Source organism: Pseudomonas putida (assembly GCF_025905425.1).
GTDB lineage: Bacteria > Pseudomonadota > Gammaproteobacteria > Pseudomonadales > Pseudomonadaceae > Aquipseudomonas > Aquipseudomonas putida_AF.
The window spans coordinates 2,696,962-2,716,099 of the sequence record NZ_CP109603.1; the positions used below are offsets into that span (position 1 = coordinate 2,696,962).

Annotated in this window: 17 protein-coding genes and 1 pseudogene; 10 read left to right on the top strand and 8 right to left on the bottom strand. The window is 64.0% G+C overall.

From position 1 onward, the window contains the following. Positions 1-71 precede the first annotated feature (71 nt). From OGV19_RS12040 to OGV19_RS12055, 4 genes are all read left to right on the top strand, one after another. The gene (locus OGV19_RS12040) at positions 72-935 is read left to right on the top strand and encodes a LysR family transcriptional regulator (protein WP_264313574.1); all 864 of its coding nucleotides are present in this window, start codon (positions 72-74) and stop codon (positions 933-935) included. 110 nt (positions 936-1,045) lie between these two features. After that, entirely contained in the window at positions 1,046-1,963 is a 918-nt protein-coding gene (locus tag OGV19_RS12045) for an AEC family transporter (protein ID WP_264313575.1), read from the top strand. A 34-nt stretch (positions 1,964-1,997) separates the two neighbouring features. Beyond that, positions 1,998-2,609 carry a cell wall hydrolase gene (locus tag OGV19_RS12050; protein ID WP_264313576.1) on the top strand — a complete coding sequence of 204 codons (612 nt, stop codon included), beginning with the start codon at positions 1,998-2,000 and terminating at the stop codon, positions 2,607-2,609. A gap of 217 nt (positions 2,610-2,826) precedes the next feature. Continuing rightward, positions 2,827-3,678, top strand: a complete 852-nt coding sequence (locus OGV19_RS12055; protein ID WP_264313577.1) for a CAP domain-containing protein — start codon at positions 2,827-2,829, stop codon at positions 3,676-3,678. A gap of 35 nt (positions 3,679-3,713) precedes the next feature. Here the strand turns inward: OGV19_RS12055 and OGV19_RS12060 are convergent, their stop codons facing one another. Next, entirely contained in the window at positions 3,714-4,688 is a 975-nt protein-coding gene (locus OGV19_RS12060) for a GlxA family transcriptional regulator (protein ID WP_264313578.1), read from the bottom strand. 101 nt (positions 4,689-4,789) lie between these two features. Here OGV19_RS12060 and OGV19_RS12065 point away from each other — a divergent pair, with 101 nt between their 5' ends. Further along, positions 4,790-5,401: a LysE family translocator gene (locus OGV19_RS12065; RefSeq protein ID WP_264313579.1), complete on the top strand. Its 612-nt coding sequence runs from the start codon at positions 4,790-4,792 to the stop codon at positions 5,399-5,401. Between the two features lie 6 nt (positions 5,402-5,407). Here OGV19_RS12065 and OGV19_RS12070 read toward each other — a convergent pair whose 3' ends face one another. Together OGV19_RS12070 and OGV19_RS12075 are read right to left on the bottom strand one after the other, a co-directional pair. After that, positions 5,408-6,607 carry an MFS transporter gene (locus OGV19_RS12070; RefSeq protein WP_264313580.1) on the bottom strand — a complete coding sequence of 400 codons (1,200 nt, stop codon included), beginning with the start codon at positions 6,605-6,607 and terminating at the stop codon, positions 5,408-5,410. Positions 6,608-6,718: 111 nt separating this feature from the next. Next, positions 6,719-7,618 (bottom strand): LysR family transcriptional regulator, encoded by a 900-nt coding sequence (locus tag OGV19_RS12075; RefSeq protein ID WP_264313581.1) that lies wholly within the window; start codon positions 7,616-7,618, stop codon positions 6,719-6,721. Positions 7,619-7,735: 117 nt separating this feature from the next. Between OGV19_RS12075 and OGV19_RS12080 the strand changes: the two genes are divergently transcribed. The 3 genes from OGV19_RS12080 to OGV19_RS12090 all read left to right on the top strand — a co-directional run bounded on the left by OGV19_RS12080 (position 7,736) and on the right by OGV19_RS12090 (position 12,145). Next, complete coding sequence (locus OGV19_RS12080; protein ID WP_264313582.1) at positions 7,736-8,086, top strand: cupin domain-containing protein; 351 nt, start codon at positions 7,736-7,738, stop codon at positions 8,084-8,086. Between the two features lie 243 nt (positions 8,087-8,329). Next, positions 8,330-10,747, top strand: coding sequence for a glucose/quinate/shikimate family membrane-bound PQQ-dependent dehydrogenase (locus tag OGV19_RS12085; RefSeq protein WP_264313583.1), 2,418 nt, complete (start codon positions 8,330-8,332; stop codon positions 10,745-10,747). A gap of 138 nt (positions 10,748-10,885) precedes the next feature. Next, positions 10,886-12,145, top strand: a complete 1,260-nt coding sequence (locus OGV19_RS12090) for a carbohydrate porin (RefSeq protein WP_264313584.1) — start codon at positions 10,886-10,888, stop codon at positions 12,143-12,145. Between the two features lie 55 nt (positions 12,146-12,200). Here OGV19_RS12090 and argE read toward each other — a convergent pair whose 3' ends face one another. Further along, entirely contained in the window at positions 12,201-13,361 is a 1,161-nt protein-coding gene (gene argE, locus OGV19_RS12095) for an acetylornithine deacetylase (protein ID WP_264313585.1), read from the bottom strand. Continuing rightward, on the bottom strand, positions 13,354-14,031 hold the full coding sequence (locus tag OGV19_RS12100) for a DUF1028 domain-containing protein (protein ID WP_264313586.1): 678 nt from the start codon (positions 14,029-14,031) through the stop codon (positions 13,354-13,356). Before OGV19_RS12100 ends, argE begins: the two co-directional genes overlap by 8 nt. Positions 14,032-14,248: 217 nt before the next feature. Here OGV19_RS12100 and OGV19_RS12105 point away from each other — a divergent pair. Both OGV19_RS12105 and OGV19_RS12110 read left to right on the top strand, forming a co-directional pair. After that, a pseudogene (locus tag OGV19_RS12105) lies at positions 14,249-15,654 on the top strand (flavin-containing monooxygenase). Next, a complete protein-coding gene (locus tag OGV19_RS12110) occupies positions 15,654-16,070 on the top strand; it encodes a RidA family protein (RefSeq protein WP_264313588.1) in 417 nt (138 codons plus the stop codon). Before OGV19_RS12105 ends, OGV19_RS12110 begins: the two are co-directional and overlap by 1 nt. Positions 16,071-16,143: 73 nt before the next feature. Here OGV19_RS12110 and OGV19_RS12115 read toward each other — a convergent pair whose 3' ends face one another. The 3 genes from OGV19_RS12115 to OGV19_RS12125 are packed head-to-tail and all read right to left on the bottom strand — an operon-like array spanning position 16,144 to position 19,098. Then, positions 16,144-16,884 carry an SDR family NAD(P)-dependent oxidoreductase gene (locus OGV19_RS12115; protein ID WP_264313589.1) on the bottom strand — a complete coding sequence of 247 codons (741 nt, stop codon included), beginning with the start codon at positions 16,882-16,884 and terminating at the stop codon, positions 16,144-16,146. Then, positions 16,881-18,230 (bottom strand): MFS transporter, encoded by a 1,350-nt coding sequence (locus OGV19_RS12120; RefSeq protein WP_264313590.1) that lies wholly within the window; start codon positions 18,228-18,230, stop codon positions 16,881-16,883. The genes OGV19_RS12115 and OGV19_RS12120 overlap by 4 nt, the downstream gene beginning before the upstream one ends. A 40-nt stretch (positions 18,231-18,270) precedes the next feature. Then, positions 18,271-19,098: an amidohydrolase family protein gene (locus OGV19_RS12125; protein ID WP_264313591.1), complete on the bottom strand. Its 828-nt coding sequence runs from the start codon at positions 19,096-19,098 to the stop codon at positions 18,271-18,273. Positions 19,099-19,138: the final 40 nt, after the last annotated feature.

Below are 19,138 nucleotides of genomic sequence, written 5' to 3' on the forward strand. Positions count from 1 at the left end.
TGTGCGCTTGCCGGCAACAGGGCCGGCGCTGACAATGCGCTACTGCCCGCTCAGCCTTGGAGCCTTTTCGCGTGTCCCTTAAAGCCCTGCGCACCTTGGTCACCATCGCCCGCCACGGCACCTTCGCCCGTGCCGCCGACCTGCTCAGCCTCACCCCTTCGGCGGTGAGCCTGCACATCAAGACCCTCGAAGACGAGCTGCAGGTCACCCTGTTCGATCGCAGCCGGCGGCAAGTCGTGCTGACCGAGGCCGGGCAATTGGCAGTCGCCCGCGCCGAAAGCATCCTGGGGGCCTATGACGAACTGGCCGATGCCTTGGCCAGTGGCCCGAGCCTGCGTGGCAGATTGCGCCTGGGTGCGATACATACCGTGCTGGCCCGGCGCTTGCCCAAGGCCCTGTTGTGGATCAAGACCCACCATCCGCAGCTACACATCAGCGTCGCTTCGGGCATGTCGGCGGAATTGGCACGGCGTGTCGAAGACGGCGAACTCGACGCGGCGATCACCACCGAACCGGTCAGCCCCTACCCGCAGAACCTGGTCTTCACGCCCCTGTTCGCTGACCGCTTCTGGGCGATCGCCAGCCCGGAGCTAGCGGGCCAGAGCGTGGCAGAGCTGCTGGCCAGCCAACCCTTTCTGCGCTTCGACAAACGCGCCTGGGCCGGGCGGCAGATCGAACAGGAGCTGCGCCGCCAACACTTGCAAGTGAGCGAGCAGATGGAGCTGGACAGCCAGGAAGCCCTGGCAAGCATGGCGGTCATGGGCCTGGGGGTGGCGATCATCCCCATGGCAGACGCGGACTTGCAGCGTTTGCCGGCAGCAACCTGCCTGCCGTTTGGCGAGCCGCAGCTGACGCGCCGGGTGGTGTTGCTTGAACATGAGAAAAGTCAGCGGCGCCACCTGAGCGCGGTGCTGAAAACGGCACTGGAAGCCTGAGCCCGAGCAGACCATGCATTTATTCTCAACGGTCGGTGAAGAAAACAACGTTTTTACAAATCTAACCACCCACGTAGGCTGTAGCGGTATCCGACTACGGAAGGCCGACCATGCTCCACCTGCTGCTGACCACACTGTTACCGATCATCCTGCTGATCGCCCTGGGCACCTTTCTGCGCGTGCGCGGCTTTCTTGCCGAAACCTTCTGGCCCGGGGCCGAGCGCCTGAGCTATTACGTGCTGCTGCCGTCGCTGTTTCTGCACGGCCTGGCCACCGCCAACCTCGACGGCGTACCGGTGCTGGGCATGGTTGGTGTGCTGATGCTCTCGACCCTGCTCGGCGCGCTGCTGCTGGTGCTCTACCAGGGCGCGGTCAACCATGATGGCGCCGATTTCACGTCGGTCTTCCAAGGTGGCGTACGCTTCAATAACTACATCGGCGCCACGCTGGCCGCAGGTATCTATGGCAGTGCCGGCATCGCGCTGGCGGCCGTTGCCAATGCCGCCATCGTGCCTTTGGTCAACCTGCTTTGCGTACTGGTGTTCGCCCGTTTCAGTGCACGCCACAGCTCACCGGCCACGGTACTGCGAGCGATCTTCGCCAACCCGCTGATCGTAGGCTGTGCCGGCGGCCTGTTGCTGCGGGCCACAGGGCTTGGCTTACCCGCAGGGCTTGAACCTACCGTCAAAGCCCTGGGCCAGGCGGCCCTGCCCCTGGGCCTGCTGTGCGTGGGCGCGGCCCTGGGTGGCGCCAGGGTCGGCCAACAGGTGCGTCCGTTGATGGCGGCCTCTGCCTTCAAGTTCCTGGTCATGCCACTGACTACCTGGGGGCTATGCCGTGTACTCGGCCTAGGTGGCCAGGCAGCGGTAGTAGCCGTGCTGTTTCAGGCGCTGCCCACCGCTTCCTCGTCCTATGTGATGGCCAGGCAAATGGGCGGCAACGCACCGCTGATGGCCACCATCATCGCCCTGCAGACCGTGGCCGCCGCCGCGACCCTTCCTTTGGTGCTAATGCTTACGCTTGGCTAGACTGTGATTCAACTCACAGTGCGGAAGCCCGGCCATGCGCCTCTCGTGGATGGTGATCGGTTTGACCACAGCCCTGCTTGCAGGCCCATTGCACGCAGCTGACCCGGCCAAGGCCGCCGTCGCCGAGGACAAGGCCGAAGTCCTTGAAGAAAAAGTGGTCGAGGACGCCCCACCACCGAAGAAGGCCGAGACCATCACCCCAGGCGAGGTAAAAGCGGTTGACCCGGCAGGCACGTCGCCGCTGGACGACAGCATCACCTGCCTGGCCCGCACCATCTACTGGGAAGCCAAGGGCGCCGACGCCAAGGACATGACCGCAGTGGCCAGCGTCGTGCTCAACCGCCTGGGCCACGACGGTTTCCCGGACACCATCTGTGGCGTCGTCAAGCAGGGCGTGGAAACCAAGGCCTGCCAGTTTTCCTGGTGGTGTGACGGGCGCTCCGACCAGGTCGAGGAAGCGCAGCGTTACGACATCGCCAAGGAGATCGCGCGCAAGGCGCTCAACCAGCAGCTCAAGGACCCCACCGGTGGGGCGCTGTATTTCCACGACCGCCATGTGCGCCCGGATTGGGCCAAGGCCTACCGCAAGACGGCCGAGACCACGCATTTTCTGTTCTACAAGCCTAATCAGGCACTGGCCCGCTGACACTCGCGGCCAAAAGCGTGCGTGCATCACTCGCCGAAGTTACGAATGATTACCAAGTAGTCGCACTTTTTGCACGCCCAGTGGTCTACTCCCTCTTTTGCCGCCTGCAACGATTGCCGGCGTTTTCATTGCTTTGCACGATACCGGGCCAAAAACCCTGGGCTTGTGTAGGATGAGCAGCGCTTACCACGACGGTGCCAGTCATAGGGAGATTCACATGCGCGTCCTGTCATCCGTTGCCGCCTTGTCGCTGGGCCTGGTCGTCTCGACCGGGGCCTGGGCCGTCACCGGCGAAGAGGCGCAGCTGATCGATTCGATCAATGTCTACCGCAGCAAGGCCCAGCCCTGTGGTGGCGAGGCGTCGCTGGAGCTGCCGCCGCTGAACAGCGACACACGCCTGGCGCTGTCGCCCGAGGGCACTCGCGACTTGCAACAGGCCATGACCCGCGCGGCCTACCCGATGGTCAACGTGCAGGCGATCAGCCTGTCGGGCCCGCGTGATGCGCGCGCAGCCATGCATGCCATCGAGGAGAGCTTCTGCCAGGTGGTGCTCGACCCGCAGTTCGTCGATATCGGCGTCAGCCAGGAAGGTCGCGATTGGCGCATCGTCCTCGCCCGCCCGCTGATCAGTGGCCGCCTGGGTGACTGGCAGGCCGAGGGGCAGAAGGTGCTGCAGGAGATCAATGCCGCACGCACGGTGCCGCGCCAATGCGGTGGCCAACCATTCGCTGCCGCGCCGGCGCTGAGCTGGAATACCACCCTGGCAGGGGTGGCCGCCGGCCACACACGGGCCATGGCCAACCAGAACTTTTTCGACCACATCGACCGAGACAGCCGTACCCCCGGGGATCGCGCCGAGCTGGCCGGCTACATGTATCAGCAGATCGGCGAGAACATCGCTGCCGGCCGCGACACCGCGCACAAGGTGATCGACGGCTGGCTGGCCAGCCCAGGGCATTGCGCCACGCTGATGAACCCTGATTTTCGCGAGCTGGGGGCGGCCTATGCCGTAGACCCCAAGAGTGATGCTGGGATCTACTGGACGGCGTTGTTCGGCACACCGCAGTGAGTGCCTGAACAGCCTGAGCGGGTAATGTGGCCGGCTCAGGCGACAACCGCCCCGCTGCGCAGTTGCAGTGCCGTACAGCCGAACCGCCGCCGCACGCACTTGCCCAGGTGGCTGGCATCGCCCAACCCCACTTCATCGGCAATCTGCGCCAGGCTGTGGCTGGAATTGAGCAATCGCCAGCGCGCCTGCTGCAACCGCATCTCCAGCCACCAGGCCTTGGCGCTCATACCCTGGCTGGCCTGGAACTGACGATCAAGCTGCCGTCGGCTGATGCAAAGCTCTGCCGCAAGGTGTTCAACCGACAACGGTGAGCCCAGGTGATGGCGCATCAGCGCGAGCGCGCGCTGAACCTGCCGCCCCTGCCCTGCCCCCGGCTCCAGCGAGCGCAAGGCATGGCGGCTGTCGCGTGTTTCATCCACCAGCATGTCGGCCAGGCCCTTGAGTGCCCGGGCTCGCCCACAGGCGCGCGACAACAGCTCTACCGCCAGGTCGATGGCCGCCGTCCCGCCAGCGCAGGTTATGCGACCGCCCTGAATGCAGTAGAGCTGATCGCGCAGCACCTTCAGATGAGGAAAAGACGCACGGAACTCGGCTTCATGCCGCCAGTGAACCACCACGTCGTGCCCGTCCAACAGGCCACAGGCCGCCAGCAGAAACGCAGCATTATCGACACCCACCAGCTTGACGCCAGCCTTGGCAGCCCGTTTCAGCACCCCCTTGTAGCGCGGTGCCAGTTCAGCGGTTGCCATGGCATTGCGACCACCGAACAGCACCAGGTAGTCGTACTGGGACATATCGAGCTGTTCGGCGATGGCCTCAACCTGCACCACGGCGCCACTGCTGGCGGGCACCGGGTCGAGGGTCAGCCCTGCCAAGGTCCAGCTGCAATAGCGCTGTCGGCTGTAGTCTTCGTCATCGGCGCTGAAACGCAGCTTGTCGAGAAACGCCCCAAACGGCAGCAAGGCGAATTCCGGCAGCGGCAGGATCAGCAGGCGGATATCAGGGGGCATCTCAGGACATCCAGTTCAAACCATCAGATGTCCAGATATTACCCTTTAAAAACAGCGTCGTGGCCTAGACTGGCGCACTGCGAATCAACAAGGTATATCCCATGGCACTCGACACCTGGCTCATCTATCTGCTGGCCAGCATCGGCCTGTCGCTCACCCCAGGCCCCAACAGCTTGCTGGCGCTGACCCACGGCGCGCTGTATGGCGCGCGCCGCACCCTGTTCACCATCGTTGGCGGAGTCGTTGGCTTCAGTGCGTTGATTGCCCTGGCGATGTTCGGCCTCAGTGCCCTGCTGCAAACCTCTGCGTCGGTGCTTGGCGTACTCAAATGGGTGGGCGGCGCTTACCTGGTCTGGCTGGGTATCCAGCTGTGGCGCAGCCCGGCACTGCATCTGGAAGTAACGGAGCGGACCCTGCGCCTGACCAATGCGAGCCTGTTCCGCCAGGGCCTGCTGTCGGCGATGGCCAACCCCAAGGTGCTGTTGTTCTATGGTGCGTTCCTGCCGCAGTTCCTCGACCCTCAGCGTGGGCTGCCGATGCAGTTCGTGGTGATGGCGGCCACCTTTGCCAGCGTAGAGTTCCTGGTCGAATACCTGCTGGCACGGCTGGCGTTTCGCATCCGACCATGGCTGGCCAAGGGTGGCAAAGGCTTCAATCGTTGCTGCGGGAGCCTGTTTGCAGTGATTGGCGTGGCATTGCCGCTGGGGCGCTGACTCAGGTCAGCTGCGCCGCCCCTGCATGACGAACACCAAAAGCGCCAGCCCAGGCAACCCGGCGCCTACCAACGCCACACCGTGCCAGCCAAACTGGGCAAACAGCGCACTGGCCACCGCCGAACCCAACGCCCCTCCCAGGAAGATGCTAGTCATGTACACCGCGTTCAGCCGCCCGCGGCTGGCCGGGTCCAGCGCATAGACTTCACGCTGGCCGATCACCATGTTCATCTGCACCGCGAAGTCCAGCAGCACCCCCGTCAACCCAAGGCCGATCACACTGAAGCCTGGCGTCGTCAGCCCGAACAGCAGCGCTACGGGCGCCAGCAGCAAGGCCACCTGAGACCCTGCACGGGCATGCCCGGCATCAGCCAGGCGGCCGGCCATGGGCGCGGCCACGGCCCCCACTGCACCGACCAGGGCAAACAGCGCAATCTGGCTCTGCGACAGGCCGTGCGCCCCTGCCAGGGCCAGTGGCACCGCAGTCCAGTACAGGCTGAATGCTGCGAACATCAATGCCTGGTACAGCGAGCGCTGACGCAGCAGCGGATACCGGCGCAGCAGCGCGATCAACGACATCATCAGCGCGCCATAGCTGGCCTTGTGCTCTGGCACCCGGCGCGGCAGGGTCAGGGCCAGTAACAGAATGATCGCCAGCATCACGCCCGCCGCACCGACGAACACGGTTCGCCAACCAAAGTGATCAGCCACCAGGCTCGATAACGGCCGCGCCAGCAGAATGCCCAGCAGCAGGCCGCCCATGATGTTGCCGACCACACGGCCACGCTGCTGCTCGGGCGCCAAGTGCGCCGCCAGCGGGATAAGCATCTGCACCGCGACCGAACTGAACCCGATCAGCAGCGCATAGCCCAGAAACAGCTGGCCCTGGCCACTGCCGCTGGTGCCTGCCAACAACAGGCTGACGCAGGCCAGTACTGCGGTGGCGATCATCAGCCGGCGGTTTTCCAGCAGGTCGGCCAGCGGCACCAACAACAGCAGCCCCAAGGCATAACCAAGCTGGGTCAGCGAGACGATCAGGCTGGCACGCTCGGTGGAAAGCCCCAGATCCGGGGCAATGAGCCCGACGATAGGCTGGGCATAGTAGATATTGGCGACGATGGCGCCGCAGCAAAACGCCAGCAGGGTCACCAGGGCCCGGCTCAGGCCGATGGCCGAGGGCTGGTCTGCGGCTAGGGAGGGGTTCATGCGATGTTCCTCGACAAGGGACGGAATATGCCGCACACCTTACCCAGGCATACCGCAGGCGAGAATCCGGCCGGCGCGCAACGGCGCTTTGCACCCAGCGCAACGCTGGCTTTAAATGGCCAACAAGCCTTCACAGAATGCGATGAACGCCGTCACCCGACGCGAGCCGCGATGATTGGGCAGGTACAGCGCATTGATCCGGTCATTGGCGGTGCCGGGGCTGATCTGCCAGTCACCGAACACGCGCTGCAGCGTGCCGTCGGCCACATCCTCGCGCACCAACCAGTCGGCCAGCAGGGCAATACCGCTACCCGCCAGCGCGGCTTCACGCAACAGGTCGGCATTGGCGCTGCGAAGCGGCCCGCTCACGTCCAGCTCCAGCACCTGTCGCGCCCGCGATAGGCGCCAGGGGCGCGCTTTTTGCCCGTAACGAAAACGCAGGCACGCGTGTTCGAGCAACTGTTGCGGGTGCTCCAACGTTTCGCGCCCGGCCAGGTAACCGGGGCTGGCCACCAGCCAACGTTCGAAACGGCCCAGTTGGCGGCATACCAGTTCGTCGTTTGGCGCCGGGTCGCCCAGCCGGATCGACAGGTCGTAACGGCCATCGAGCAAGTCATCCAGGCGGTCGCTCAGGTCGATGTCCAGCTCCAGCGCCGGGTGCTTCGCCAAAAACGCCCCCAGGTGGGGCGCGATCACCCGCCGACCGAACTCCACCGGCAGGCACAGGCGCAGCACACCGACAGGCTCCTCGCCCCGGTCCGCGACACTGGCGTCAGCTTCATCCAGCGCTTCGAAGATGCTCCGGGCACGCGCGTAGTAGCGGGCGCCCGCTTCGGTCAGGCTGACCTGGCGGGTCGAGCGGTTCAGCAAGGTGGCGCCAAGCTCGGTCTCCAGGGCATCAACCAGGCGTGTCACTGACGACGTCGCCACCCCCAGCTTGCGCGCCGCCGCGGAAAACCCCTGAGCATCGACGGTCGCTGCGAACATCTTCATGGCCAGGAGTTTGTCCATTTTTCTTCCGTCTTTGAAAAATCGGAACGGTCCTACAATCTGCAGGGATGGTCAAGAAGCGCGCAGCCCCGCATTCACGTCCATAGTGGAAGCTCGTCCCTTTGAACGAGATTGCCCATGGCTCCCTTCAACGTGCTGAACCCTCTCCCGTCCTGCGACCCGACCGCTGCCGAGCGCGTCGACGAGCTGCTCAGCCGCCCCGGCGTGCGGATAGAGCGCATTGTTTCGAGCGGCCAGTCGAGCCCGCCAGGATACTGGTACGACCAGGCCGAAGGGGAATGGATCGTGCTGTTAAGCGGGGCAGCAGGCCTGCGCTTCGAGCATGAAAACCATACCCGGCTGCTGGAGCCTGGCGATTGCCTCGACATCCCAGCGCGTTACCGCCATCGGGTGGAATGGACCGCCCCCGGGACAGCGACGGTCTGGCTCGCGGTGTTCTACAGCAGCGCCAGCCCGTGGCCTGAGTGAGGCTGGCTCTACTCAACCAGCAGCTGAGTCGCTGCAGACGCCCCGACCAAAGTATGAGCACTGATTGCATATCCGGCATGAACACCTTGTTTACTGCAATTTTCAGCGCTCGATCTAGACTTTTCGCTACACCTTGGCAAGTTCAGCCCTGCGACAATCAGCCCCACAACACTTTGTACTAACTTGTTAATTAGCTTGCTAAGGGCTTAAACTGCGCACATTCCACCTGCTGAGATCCCTGGCATGAAAGAAACACCACGCGCCTCTGGCGCCACAACCCTCATTCTGGTCGGCCTGGGCGTTATCGTCGCCCTGCTCGGCCTGCTCCTGGCCGCTGGCGGTATCAAGTTGGCCGGCCTCGGCGGTTCCTGGTACTTCCTGATCGGCGGCCTGGCCATGGCCATCGCCGGTATCCTCATTGCTCGTCGCAAGGTCGTCGGTGCCTGGTTGTATGCCGTGTTCCTGATCGGTACCGCGATCTGGGCATTGATCGACACGGGCCTGGTGTTCTGGCCGCTGTTCTCCCGCGTGTTCATGTTCGGCGCGATCGGCATGGTGGTGGCGCTGGTCTACCCCATGCTGGTACGTGCCAACGGCGGCACTGCCGGGCGCGGCGCCTACGGCATCGCGGGTGTGATGGCGGTGGCACTGGTGATTGCCGCAGGCAACATGTTCGTCGCTCACCCCAGTGTCGCGCCCACGGGCAAAGGCCCAGGCATGACCCCGGTCGAAGCGGGCAAAGCGCAGAAGGACTGGGCCCACTACGGCAACACCGAAGGTGGCAGCCGCTTCGCCGCGCTCGACCAGATCAACCGTGACAACGTCAACAAGCTCAAGGTGGCCTGGACCTACCACACCGGTGACGTCGCCATCAGCGACGGCAACGGCGCCGAGGACCAACTGACCCCGCTGCAGGTTGGCAACAAGGTGTTCATCTGCACCCCACACAACAACCTGATCGCACTCGACGCCGACACCGGCAAAGAGCTGTGGAAGAACCAGATCAACGCCCAGTCCAAGGTCTGGCAGCGCTGCCGCGGCATGGCCTACTTCGACGCCACCGCGCCGCTGGCCCAACCCACCCAGCCGAACAGTTCGCCCATCTCCGTGGCCACTGTCGCGGCCGGTGCCAACTGCCAACGCCGCTTGCTGACCAACACCATCGACGGCCGCCTGATCGCGGTTGACGCCGACACCGGTGAGTTCTGCCAGGGCTTTGGCAACAACGGCCAGGTCAACCTCATGGCCGGCCTGGGTGACGTACCGGACTCCTTCTACCAACTGTCGTCCGCGCCGCTGATGGCCGGTACCACCGTGGTGGTTGGCGGTCGCGTTGCCGATAACGTCCAGACCGACATGCCTGGCGGCGTGATTCGTGGCTTCGACGTCATCACCGGGGCCATGCGCTGGGCCTTCGACCCAGGCAACCCGGAAGACCGCAACGCCCCGGCCGACGGCAGCAGCTATGTACGCAGCACGCCGAACAGCTGGGCACCGATGTCCTACGACCCGGCAATGAACACCGTGTTCCTGCCGATGGGCTCGTCGTCCACCGACATCTATGGCGTAGAGCGCAACAAGCTGGACCACACCTACGGCGCTTCGGTATTGGCCCTGGACGCCACTACCGGCAACCAGAAATGGGTCTACCAGACGGTCCACAACGACCTCTGGGACTTCGACCTGCCGATGCAGCCGAGCCTGATCGACTTCACCAAGGACGACGGCAAGACCGTACCTGCGGTGGTGATCGGCACCAAGGCCGGGCAGATCTACGTGCTTGACCGAGCAACCGGCAAACCGCTGACCCAGGTCGATGAAGTACCGGTAAAACCGAGCAACATCCCCAATGAGCCGTACTCCCCGACCCAGCCAAAATCGGTCGGCATGCCGCAGATTGGCGCGCAGACCCTGACCGAATCGGACATGTGGGGCGCGACCCCGTATGACCAGCTGCTGTGCCGCATCGACTTCAAGAAAATGCGCTACGACGGCCTGTACACCGCGCCAGGCACCGACCTGTCGCTGAGCTTCCCGGGCTCGCTGGGTGGCATGAACTGGGGCAGCATTTCCACCGATCCGGTGCACGGCTTCATCTTCGTCAACGACATGCGTCTGGGCCTGTGGATCCAGATGATCCCGTCGCAGAACAAAGGCCAGACCGCTGCCGGTGGCGAAGCGTTGAACACCGGCATGGGTGCCGTGCCCCTCAAGGGCACGCCGTATGCGGTGAACAAGAACCGCTTCCTGTCGGTCGCCGGCATTCCCTGCCAGGCACCGCCGTTCGGCACCCTGACCGCCGTCGACATGAAAACCCGCCAGATCGCCTGGCAGGTACCGGTCGGCACCGTCGAGGACACCGGCCCACTGGGTATCCGCATGCACCTGCCGATCAAGATCGGCCTGCCAACCCTGGGCGGCACGCTGTCCACCCAAGGCGGCCTGGTGTTCATCGCCGGCACCCAGGACTTCTACCTGCGCGCTTACGACAGCAGCAATGGTAATGAAGTCTGGAAGGCCCGTCTGCCAGTAGGCAGCCAAGGTGGCCCGATGACTTACGTTTCGCCGAAAACCGGCAAGCAGTATGTGGTCATTACCGCCGGTGGCGCCCGTCAGTCGACTGACCGTGGCGACTACGTGATTTCTTACGCCCTGCCTTAAATCGAGTCGTTCCTTTCGCGGGCAAGCCCGCTCCCACAGGTTCCGCTTGCAGCCCAAGATGCTGCAACGCCTGTGGGAGCGGGCTTGCCCGCGAAGAGGCCCTCAACAACACCCAGATTTCCCAGGAAAGCCCTCGCAATGCGCTACACACCCACTGCCCTGCTATTGGCCCTGGCCAGCACCACCGCCCTCGCCGACGGCGACCTCATGACCCGCAGCACCATGACCGGTGACTGGGGCGGCCTGCGCCAGCAACTGGAGGAGGACGGCGTCAAGTTCACCGGTGACTACAGCGGTGAAACGGCCTACAACGCCCACGGTGGCCTGCACCGTTCGGCCCGCTACTCGCAAAACCTCAAGCTTGGCGTGCAGTTCGACCTGTCGAAACTGTACGGCCTGGAAAACGGCGGCAAGGTTCAGCTGACCATCAACGACCGTCGCGGCAACAGCGCGTCGGAAGACCTGGTCGGCAACCGCCTGCCGATTCAGGAAAACTTCGGTGGCCTGTACACCCGCCTGACCGAACTGAGCTACGAACGCACCCTGTTCACCCCGGCCCTCAACGTCAAGCTCGGCTACATGGCCATGGGCAACGACCTCGGCGGCCTCGACAGTGGCATTCTGTGCAACTTCATGAACGCCGGTTTTTGCGGCCACCCGCTGAACATGTCCGGCGGCAGCGGCTGGACCAACTACCCCAACGCCCACCTGGGAGTGCGGGTGAAATACGACCTGTCGCCGTCCTGGCAACTGCGTGTGGCGGCGTTCAACGTCGACCCGCAAAGCAACGGCAACTCCAGCCGCGCCTGGCACCTGGGGCCCAAGCACACCACGGGCACCGTGGTCCCGGTTGAGCTGGTTTACAAACTGCAGGGTGAGCTGCCAGGCGAGTACAAGCTGGGCTACTACTACGACAGCTCTGATGTGAAGCGCATCGGTAGCGACGAGGAAGTGTCCGGTCGCGGCGGCCATTACCTGCTGATCGACCAGGCCGTGTGGAACGACCCGAGCTCGCCAGGGCGCAGCCTGCATGCCTTTGGCCAATATTCGGCATCGAGCAAGGCCGCTTCACCGTTCACCAAGTGGTATGGCGCCGGGGTGGTGCTGTACAAGCCGTTCGAAGGCCGCCCGCGCGATACCGTGGCCCTGGGCTATGGCCGCGCCGTGCCTAATCCGCGCAGCCGCGATGTACTGGAAGACGCCGCGTTCAATGCAGGGCAGCAGTTCCCGGACATCGACAGCGGCGAACAGTTGATCGAGCTGAGCTACGGCTACCAAGCCACGCCATGGCTAAACCTGCGCCCGGATGTGCAGTACATCATCGAGCCGGGAGCGTTTTCGGGTAAAGCTATCGACAATGCGTTGGTCGTCGGTTTGCAGGTCAAGGCGACGTTCTGATTCATTGCGGCATTGCCCGCTCCTTGTAGGAGCGGGCACGGCGTGAGCCTGCGGTTCAGCCCTGCTGCAGGTAAGCCACCAACCGCATCAGCATCGCATCACACCCCTGCAACTGCTCGACACTGACAAACTCGTCCGGCTTGTGCCCCTGCTCCATGCTCCCCGGCCCGCAGACCACCGTCGGGATACCGGCCTGGTCGAACAGGCCGCCTTCGGTGCCGAAGGCGACCGTACCGAACGCCTCTGATCCACTGAGCAACGCGACCAACCGCGCCGCCTCGCTGTCAGCCGGCGTGGCCAGCCCCGGATACGCACTCAGCGGCTGAAGGCGAATATCGGCATCCTGGTCGACGGCACGCATGCGCGGCAGCAACTCGGCCTCGGCGTAACCCTGCAATTGGTCAGCCACCCCCTGAGCGTCGAACCCTGGCAAGGCGCGCACCTCGAAGTCGAACTCGCATTCCTCGGGCACGATGTTCAGCGCCCTGCCACCTTTGATTACGCCGGTCTGTACCGTGGAAAACGGCGGATCGAAACGCTCGTCATGGTGCTCAGGCCGCGCCAACCCATCACCGATCTCGCCCAGCTTGCCGATCAATCGCGCCGCGTATTCGATGGCATTCACCCCATAAGGCGCATAGGCCGAGTGACACGCCGCGCCATGCACCTGGCAACGCATCGCCAGTTTGCCCTTGTGCCCCAATACCGGTTTGAGCTCGGTCGGCTCGCCGATCAGGCACAGCCGTGGTTTGTGCGGGCGCTGTTCAAGCGCCGCGAGCATCGAACGCACCCCCAGACAGCCGACTTCTTCGTCATAGGAGAACGCCAGGTGCAGTGGGATACGAAGCGGGCGAGCAAGAAACGCCGGGACCGCCGCCAGTACCGAAGCGATAAAGCCCTTCATGTCCGCAGTACCACGCCCATACAGGCGCCCATCTCGCTCGCTCAAGGCAAACGGCTCGACCGTCCACGCCTGGCCGTCCACCGGCACCACGTCGGTGTGCCCCGACAGCACCACACCGCCAACGTCCTGCGGGCCGAGGGTGGCAAACAGGTTGGCCTTGGTGCCCTCGGCATTGTGGAACAACTCGCAGTCCACCCCAAGGTCCGCCAGATAGTCACGGATGAAGCTGATCAGCGCCAGGTTGGAATCGCGGCTGACCGTGGCAAAGCCGATCAGCCGGGCAAGCAGCGCGCGGCTGGTGAGCTCACTCATTACCCGGCACTCCGTAGCTCGGTGCAGCCGTGGGGTCAAGGGCGCGGGTCACGTAGTCCTGCATCTGCGGGCGATAGGCTTGCCACAGGCTGTCCAGCTGACCGATCGGGTCTTCATCGGCCCAGTCAACGCGCAGGTCCACCAGTGGCCAGGTCAGTTCGCCCGCAATCTTCAACGCGGCGGAATGCACCGGGCCTGCCTCACCGCCTGCCGTCATGGCCGCGTGCATGGCCGCCAGCAGGCGGTCGGCCAAATGCCCCCCGGCCTGTTCAAAGGCGTGCACCATGGCCTCGATCACCTGCTTGGACGACAGCAAATTACCCGCGGCAGCGCACTGCTCGCCGGCCACGGCATCATGTACCCCAAGCGCCTGCTTGCCGGTGAACAACGCAACCTGGCCATGGCTGTCGATCACGGTGACCTGGCGGTACTCGCTCCAGCCGTTGGCGTTGAGCACCCGGTCCAGCGCGGCAGCCGGTGGCAACTGCCCCTGCTCCAGAGCATCGAGCAACTGCGGCCCCAGCGCCGGCAAGGTGATGTTCTGGGTAGCGACCGCCCCCACTCCCGCCCGTACCCAGGGGCAGCGTGCCCCAACTGCAATGCTCGACGAACTGATGGCGATACCGACCTGGCCGGTTTCCTGGCAACGACCGATGATGGAAAACGTCATGTGATGGCTCCTGTTGTTCTGTCCAATGCACGGCATTCTGGGGGGAAGGGTCCAGCCCGCGAAACGACCTTTTTCCGAGGGTTTGAACAGGAAAAAACTAAGGCCTCTCACACCGCCGCGATCGACCTGAAAAAACCGCCTAAACACCGCTGCAGGCCTTGCGAATCAGGGCCTTCGCCGTTTTATCGGCAAGCCCCAGCTAAATACTATTTTCGCCATTTGCGCCGCATCCCTAGTCTGGCCCCAGGCAACGGCGGTCCTCCAAACCGACCTCACAAAAACCGCCTGGAAAAGGGCTCGGACATGACTTTGAACAACCTCGAAATCGACACCCTCGTCGTCGGCGCCGGCCAAGCCGGCGTGGCCATGAGCGAACACCTGAACAAGCTCGGCGTACCCCACCTGGTACTGGAGCGCAACCGCATCGCCGAAGCCTGGCGCACAGGCCGCTGGGACTCGCTGGTTGCCAATGGCCCAGTCTGGCACGACCGCTTCCCCGGCCTCGAATTCAACCTCGACGCCGATGCCTTCGCGGGTAAGGACCAGGTTGCCGACTACTTCGAACAGTACGTACGCAAGTACAACCTGCCGGTGCGCACCGGCATCGAAGTGAAGAAAGTGGTGCGCAACAGCGACCGCCCCGGCTTCACCATCGAAACCAACGAGGGCGTGATCCGCGCCAACCGCGTAGTCGCTGCCACCGGCCCGTTCCAGCGCCCGGTGATCCCGGCCATTGCGCCAAAAGACGCGCGCCTGCACCAGATCCACTCCGCCGCCTACTACAACCCCGAGCAGTTGCCCGAAGGGGCAGTGCTGGTGGTGGGCGCAGGCTCCTCGGGCGTGCAGATCGCCGAAGAACTGATGCGCGCCGGGCGCCAGGTGTACCTCTCGGTTGGCGCCCATGACCGCCCCCCACGGGCCTACCGCAACCGCGACTTCTGCTGGTGGCTGGGGGTATTGGGCGAGTGGGACGCCGAAATCGCCAAGCCGGGCCGCGAGCACGTGACCATCGCCGTCAGCGGCGCACGCGGCGGCCACACCGTGGACTTCCGCGCCCTCGCCCAGCAAGGCATGACCCTGGTTGGCCTGACCCAGTCGTTCGCCGATGGCATTGCCCGTTTCCAGGACAACCTGGCGGACAACATCCGCCGTGGCGACGAAAACTACCTGGCCCTGCTCGATGCCGCCGACGCTTACATCGAACGTAACGGCCTGGACCTGCCTGAGGAACCTGAGGCGCGTCAGCAACTGCCCGACCCTGAGTGCCTGAGCAACCCGCTGCATGAACTCGACCTGGCCAACGCCGGCGTCAGCACCATCATTTGGGCCACCGGCTATGGCGTGGACTTCAGCTGGTTGCAGGTCGACACCTTCGACGCCAACGGCAAGCCACAACACCAGCGCGGCGTTGCCCGCGAGCCGGGCGTGTACTTCCTCGGCCTGCCCTGGCTGTCGCGCCGTGGCTCGTCGTTCATCTGGGGCGTGTGGCACGACGCCAAGCACGTCGCCGGCCACATCGCCACGCAACGGACCTACCTGGCCTACCGCGACAGCGAACAACGCGCAGCGGATGAGCAACAACAACCCTTGATCAGCAACGTCAGCACCCTCGGAGCCCACTGATGCCTACCCATACCCGTATCCGCATGTTCAACACCAAGGTCACCTACCCCAACCAGACCCTGGACAACGACCTGTGCCAGGCGGTGCGTGCCGGCAACACCATCTACGTACGCGGCCAGGTGGGTACCGACTTCGAGGGGCGCCTGGTGGGCCTGGGTGACCCACAGGCACAGGCCGAACAAGCGATGAAAAACGTCAAGCAACTGCTTGAGGAGGCCGGCTCGGACCTGTCGCACATCGTCAAGACCACCACCTACATCACCGACCCACGCTTCCGCGAGCCGGTGTACAAGGAAGTCGGCAAGTGGCTCAAAGGCGTGTTCCCGATTTCCACCGGGCTGGTGGTGGCGGGGCTTGCCCAGGCCGAGTGGTTGATGGAGATCGATGTGATCGCCGTGGTGCCGGATCAGGCTTGACCCACCGGCATCCCGCTCAGCCAGGCGTGGGTTGCGCGGGAGGCCGGCGTCAGGTGAGCGGCGCCCAGGCCTCTCAATAGGTCGCCCTCCCGCCGCTGAGGTCAAACACAAAGCCCGTGGTAAAACTGCACTCGGGCCCGGCGATCCAGCTCACCATGTTGGCGATTTCTTCCACCTTCAAGAACCGCCCCATGGGGATCTTGGCTTTGCTCGCGGCGATATGCTCCGCGGTCATCTCGGCCATCAGCGGCGTTTCGACCATGGCCGGCGCCACGCAGTTGAGCAGCACGCCATCCTGCGCCAGTTCTTTGGCCGCAGCCTTGGTGAACGCAATCACACCCGCCTTGGCCGCCGAGTACGCCGAGATGTACTGCACGCCATCCTTGCCCGCCATCGAGGCGACATTGACGATGCGCCCATAGCCGCGTTCACGCATGTGCGGGATGGCGGTACGGCAGCAATAGAACACGCCGTTCAGGTCAATGGCGATGACCTTGTCCCAGGCCTCAGGCGGGTATTCCCATGCGGGCACCACTGGGCCATTGATACCGGCGTTGTTGACCAGTATCTCGACCTGCCCGACGTGCGCCAGCACTTCAGCGAACGCCCCTTCTACCGAGGCCAGTGACGCGACATCGACAGACTGACGCAGCACAGGCTCAAAGCCGTTTTCAGCTGCGTCCCAGCCATCGACCGCGAGGTCCCAGATCACCACCTGGGCGCCTGCGGCGTGCAGACGTTGCGCAATCCCCAGGCCGATGCCACGCATGCCACCGGTGACGATTGCGGTCTGCCCTTGCAGGTATTGGCTCATTGCTTTGCTCCATTTTCGAGAGAGGGAACGTCTGGCAGGCGACGCAGGTCGCTCACCATGAACACGTAACACAGGGCACCAAGGACGGTGATCGACGACACGAAGGCCAGGGCCCAGACAAACGAGCCGGTCATCGAAACGATGATGCCGATGGTCAGCGGGGTGACGATGCCCGCCGCGTTGGCGAACAGGTTGAACAGGCCGCCACTCAAGCCCAGCAGCCCCTTCGGCGCGATATCGGAGACAATCATCCAGGCCAGCGCCGACATGCCTTGGGCGAAGTAGGCGATGCAGAGAATGGTGATCACCAGCGCGTCGGATTCGACGTAGTTGGCCAGCACAATGACCGAGGCCGTGAGCAGGCCGGCAATGACTGGCAGCTTGCGCGCCACGTTCAGCGAGTAGCCTCGGCGCAGCAAGGCATCGGACAGCCAGCCACCGACCAGGGTCCCCAGTGAGGCGGCGATGAAGGGCAGCACCGCGACCCAGCCAACCTTCAACCACGGCATGTGCCGCTCGGTCACCAGGTATGTCGGGAACCAGGTCAGGAAGAACACGTTAGTCGAGTTGCAGGCAAACTGGCCCAGGCAGATACCCAGCATGTTGCGGTGCTTGAGCAATGCCGGAATCTGCGACCAGCGAAACACCGTGGCTTTCTGGCCACCATCGACCACCCCACCGCCCGCTGCGATGTAGTCGAGCTCGGCCTGGTTCGCCGTGGTGGACTGGTGCGGCTCATGGTACTTGCGCCACCAGACCAGGCCATAAAGGATACCCATCAGCCCAACCGCCATCAGCAGAAAACGCCAGCCGTACGCATGCAGCACCCAGAACAGCAGTGGCGTGAGAAACGCCAGCCCTGTGTACTCGGCGAAGGTGTAGATGCCGGTTGCTCTGGCCCGCTCGCTCTGCGGGAACCAGGTCGCCACCACGCGGCTGTTGGTGGGGAAGCACGGTGCCTCGGTCACCCCCACCAGAAAACGCATGCCCAACAGCGACAGAAAGCCCTGGGCCAGCCCTTGCAAGCCTGTGAACAGCGACCACAGCGTCAAGGCCAGCCAATAGGTGAACTTGGTGCCCAGCCGGTCTATGAGGATGCCACCGGGGATCTGCGCGGCCGCGTAGGTCCAGGAAAACGCCGAGAAAATCACCCCCATCATCGCCGCATTCAGGCCCAGGTCAGCGCTGATGCTGGGCGCCGCGATGCCCATCACACTGCGGTCGAGGTAGTTGATCATCGTGCCGCCGGATATCAGCGCCAGGATCATGAAACGTGTACGGGTACGTTGTTGCAGACGTGCGGGCGTGTCGAACACCCCCAAGCCGATGTTCTGCTCAGTGTTCATGACGGTTGCGCTCTTGTTATTGGAATGGCAAAGGGGTGCGCTAGGCGAACCCAAACAGACGTCGTGGCGTGTCCCACATGACCTGGCGGCGCAGTTGCGCATCGGGCATCAGGCGCTCGGCCAGTTTCAGCAGTGGCCCGTAGTCCACCCGCGAGCGCTGACGAATGAACGGCCAATCGGAGCCCCACACACAGGCATCCGGGCCAAAGGCCTCAATCAGGGCATGGACGTAGGCACTGCTTTGCGCCTGCAGCGCATCGGCCGAAGCAAACTTCTGCATGCCAGAAAGCTTGACGCTCGCCCGGCCACTCCCCGCTAACCGCAGCAAGGCCTGGAAACCCGGTTGTTGAATACCGGCGCTCACCTCCGGCCGGCCGCAGTGGTCAATCAACAAGCGTGCCGAGGTGCGTTCGAGCAGCCCGCGCAGCGCCAGCAACTGGTCTTCGCACACTTGAATCTGGGCAAACAGGCCAAGCTCGGCGAGCTTGCCGAACACCCCATCGACCGCTTCAAGGCTCGCCACCCCGTACAGCGCCGGGTTGAACGCAACGCCTACCACCCCTTGCGCCTGCAGTGCGGCCAGCGCATCGAGGGTGATGTCACGCTCGACCACCGCCACCCCCTTGAAACGCCCCTGCCCCGCAGCAAGGGCGTGCAACAGGCAGCGATTGTCGGTGTGGTAGCCGCTGTTGGGCCCCACCAGCAAGGCATGCTGCACGCCGTAGGCGTCCATTACCCGGTTAAACTGCTCCAGCGTCGCGACCTCTTGCCCGCAGGGTGCGTAAGGCGCATCGGGGTGATAGGGAAAGCGTGCAGGGTCAAACAGATGGTTATGGCAATCGATCTTGGGTTCGTCAAAGATGTTCACGCAACACTCCCGTCAAGCGCCGCTGCGCTTGCGTGCAGAT

Coding starts and splice junctions, on each gene's coding strand:
- OGV19_RS12050 (WP_264313576.1), top strand. CDS start 1,998: ATGCGCCTCTCGTGGATGGTGATCGGTTTGACCACAGCCCTGCTTGCA.
- OGV19_RS12110 (WP_264313588.1), top strand. CDS start 15,654: ATGCCTACCCATACCCGTATCCGCATGTTCAACACCAAGGTCACCTAC.
- argE (WP_264313585.1), bottom strand. CDS start 13,361: ATGAGTGAGCTCACCAGCCGCGCGCTGCTTGCCCGGCTGATCGGCTTT.
- OGV19_RS12065 (WP_264313579.1), top strand. CDS start 4,790: ATGGCACTCGACACCTGGCTCATCTATCTGCTGGCCAGCATCGGCCTG.
- OGV19_RS12115 (WP_264313589.1), bottom strand. CDS start 16,884: ATGAGCCAATACCTGCAAGGGCAGACCGCAATCGTCACCGGTGGCATG.
- OGV19_RS12085 (WP_264313583.1), top strand. CDS start 8,330: ATGAAAGAAACACCACGCGCCTCTGGCGCCACAACCCTCATTCTGGTC.
- OGV19_RS12090 (WP_264313584.1), top strand. CDS start 10,886: ATGCGCTACACACCCACTGCCCTGCTATTGGCCCTGGCCAGCACCACC.
- OGV19_RS12055 (WP_264313577.1), top strand. CDS start 2,827: ATGCGCGTCCTGTCATCCGTTGCCGCCTTGTCGCTGGGCCTGGTCGTC.
- OGV19_RS12080 (WP_264313582.1), top strand. CDS start 7,736: ATGGCTCCCTTCAACGTGCTGAACCCTCTCCCGTCCTGCGACCCGACC.
- OGV19_RS12120 (WP_264313590.1), bottom strand. CDS start 18,230: ATGAACACTGAGCAGAACATCGGCTTGGGGGTGTTCGACACGCCCGCA.
- OGV19_RS12060 (WP_264313578.1), bottom strand. CDS start 4,688: ATGCCCCCTGATATCCGCCTGCTGATCCTGCCGCTGCCGGAATTCGCC.
- OGV19_RS12070 (WP_264313580.1), bottom strand. CDS start 6,607: ATGAACCCCTCCCTAGCCGCAGACCAGCCCTCGGCCATCGGCCTGAGC.
- OGV19_RS12100 (WP_264313586.1), bottom strand. CDS start 14,031: ATGACGTTTTCCATCATCGGTCGTTGCCAGGAAACCGGCCAGGTCGGT.
- OGV19_RS12075 (WP_264313581.1), bottom strand. CDS start 7,618: ATGGACAAACTCCTGGCCATGAAGATGTTCGCAGCGACCGTCGATGCT.
- OGV19_RS12045 (WP_264313575.1), top strand. CDS start 1,046: ATGCTCCACCTGCTGCTGACCACACTGTTACCGATCATCCTGCTGATC.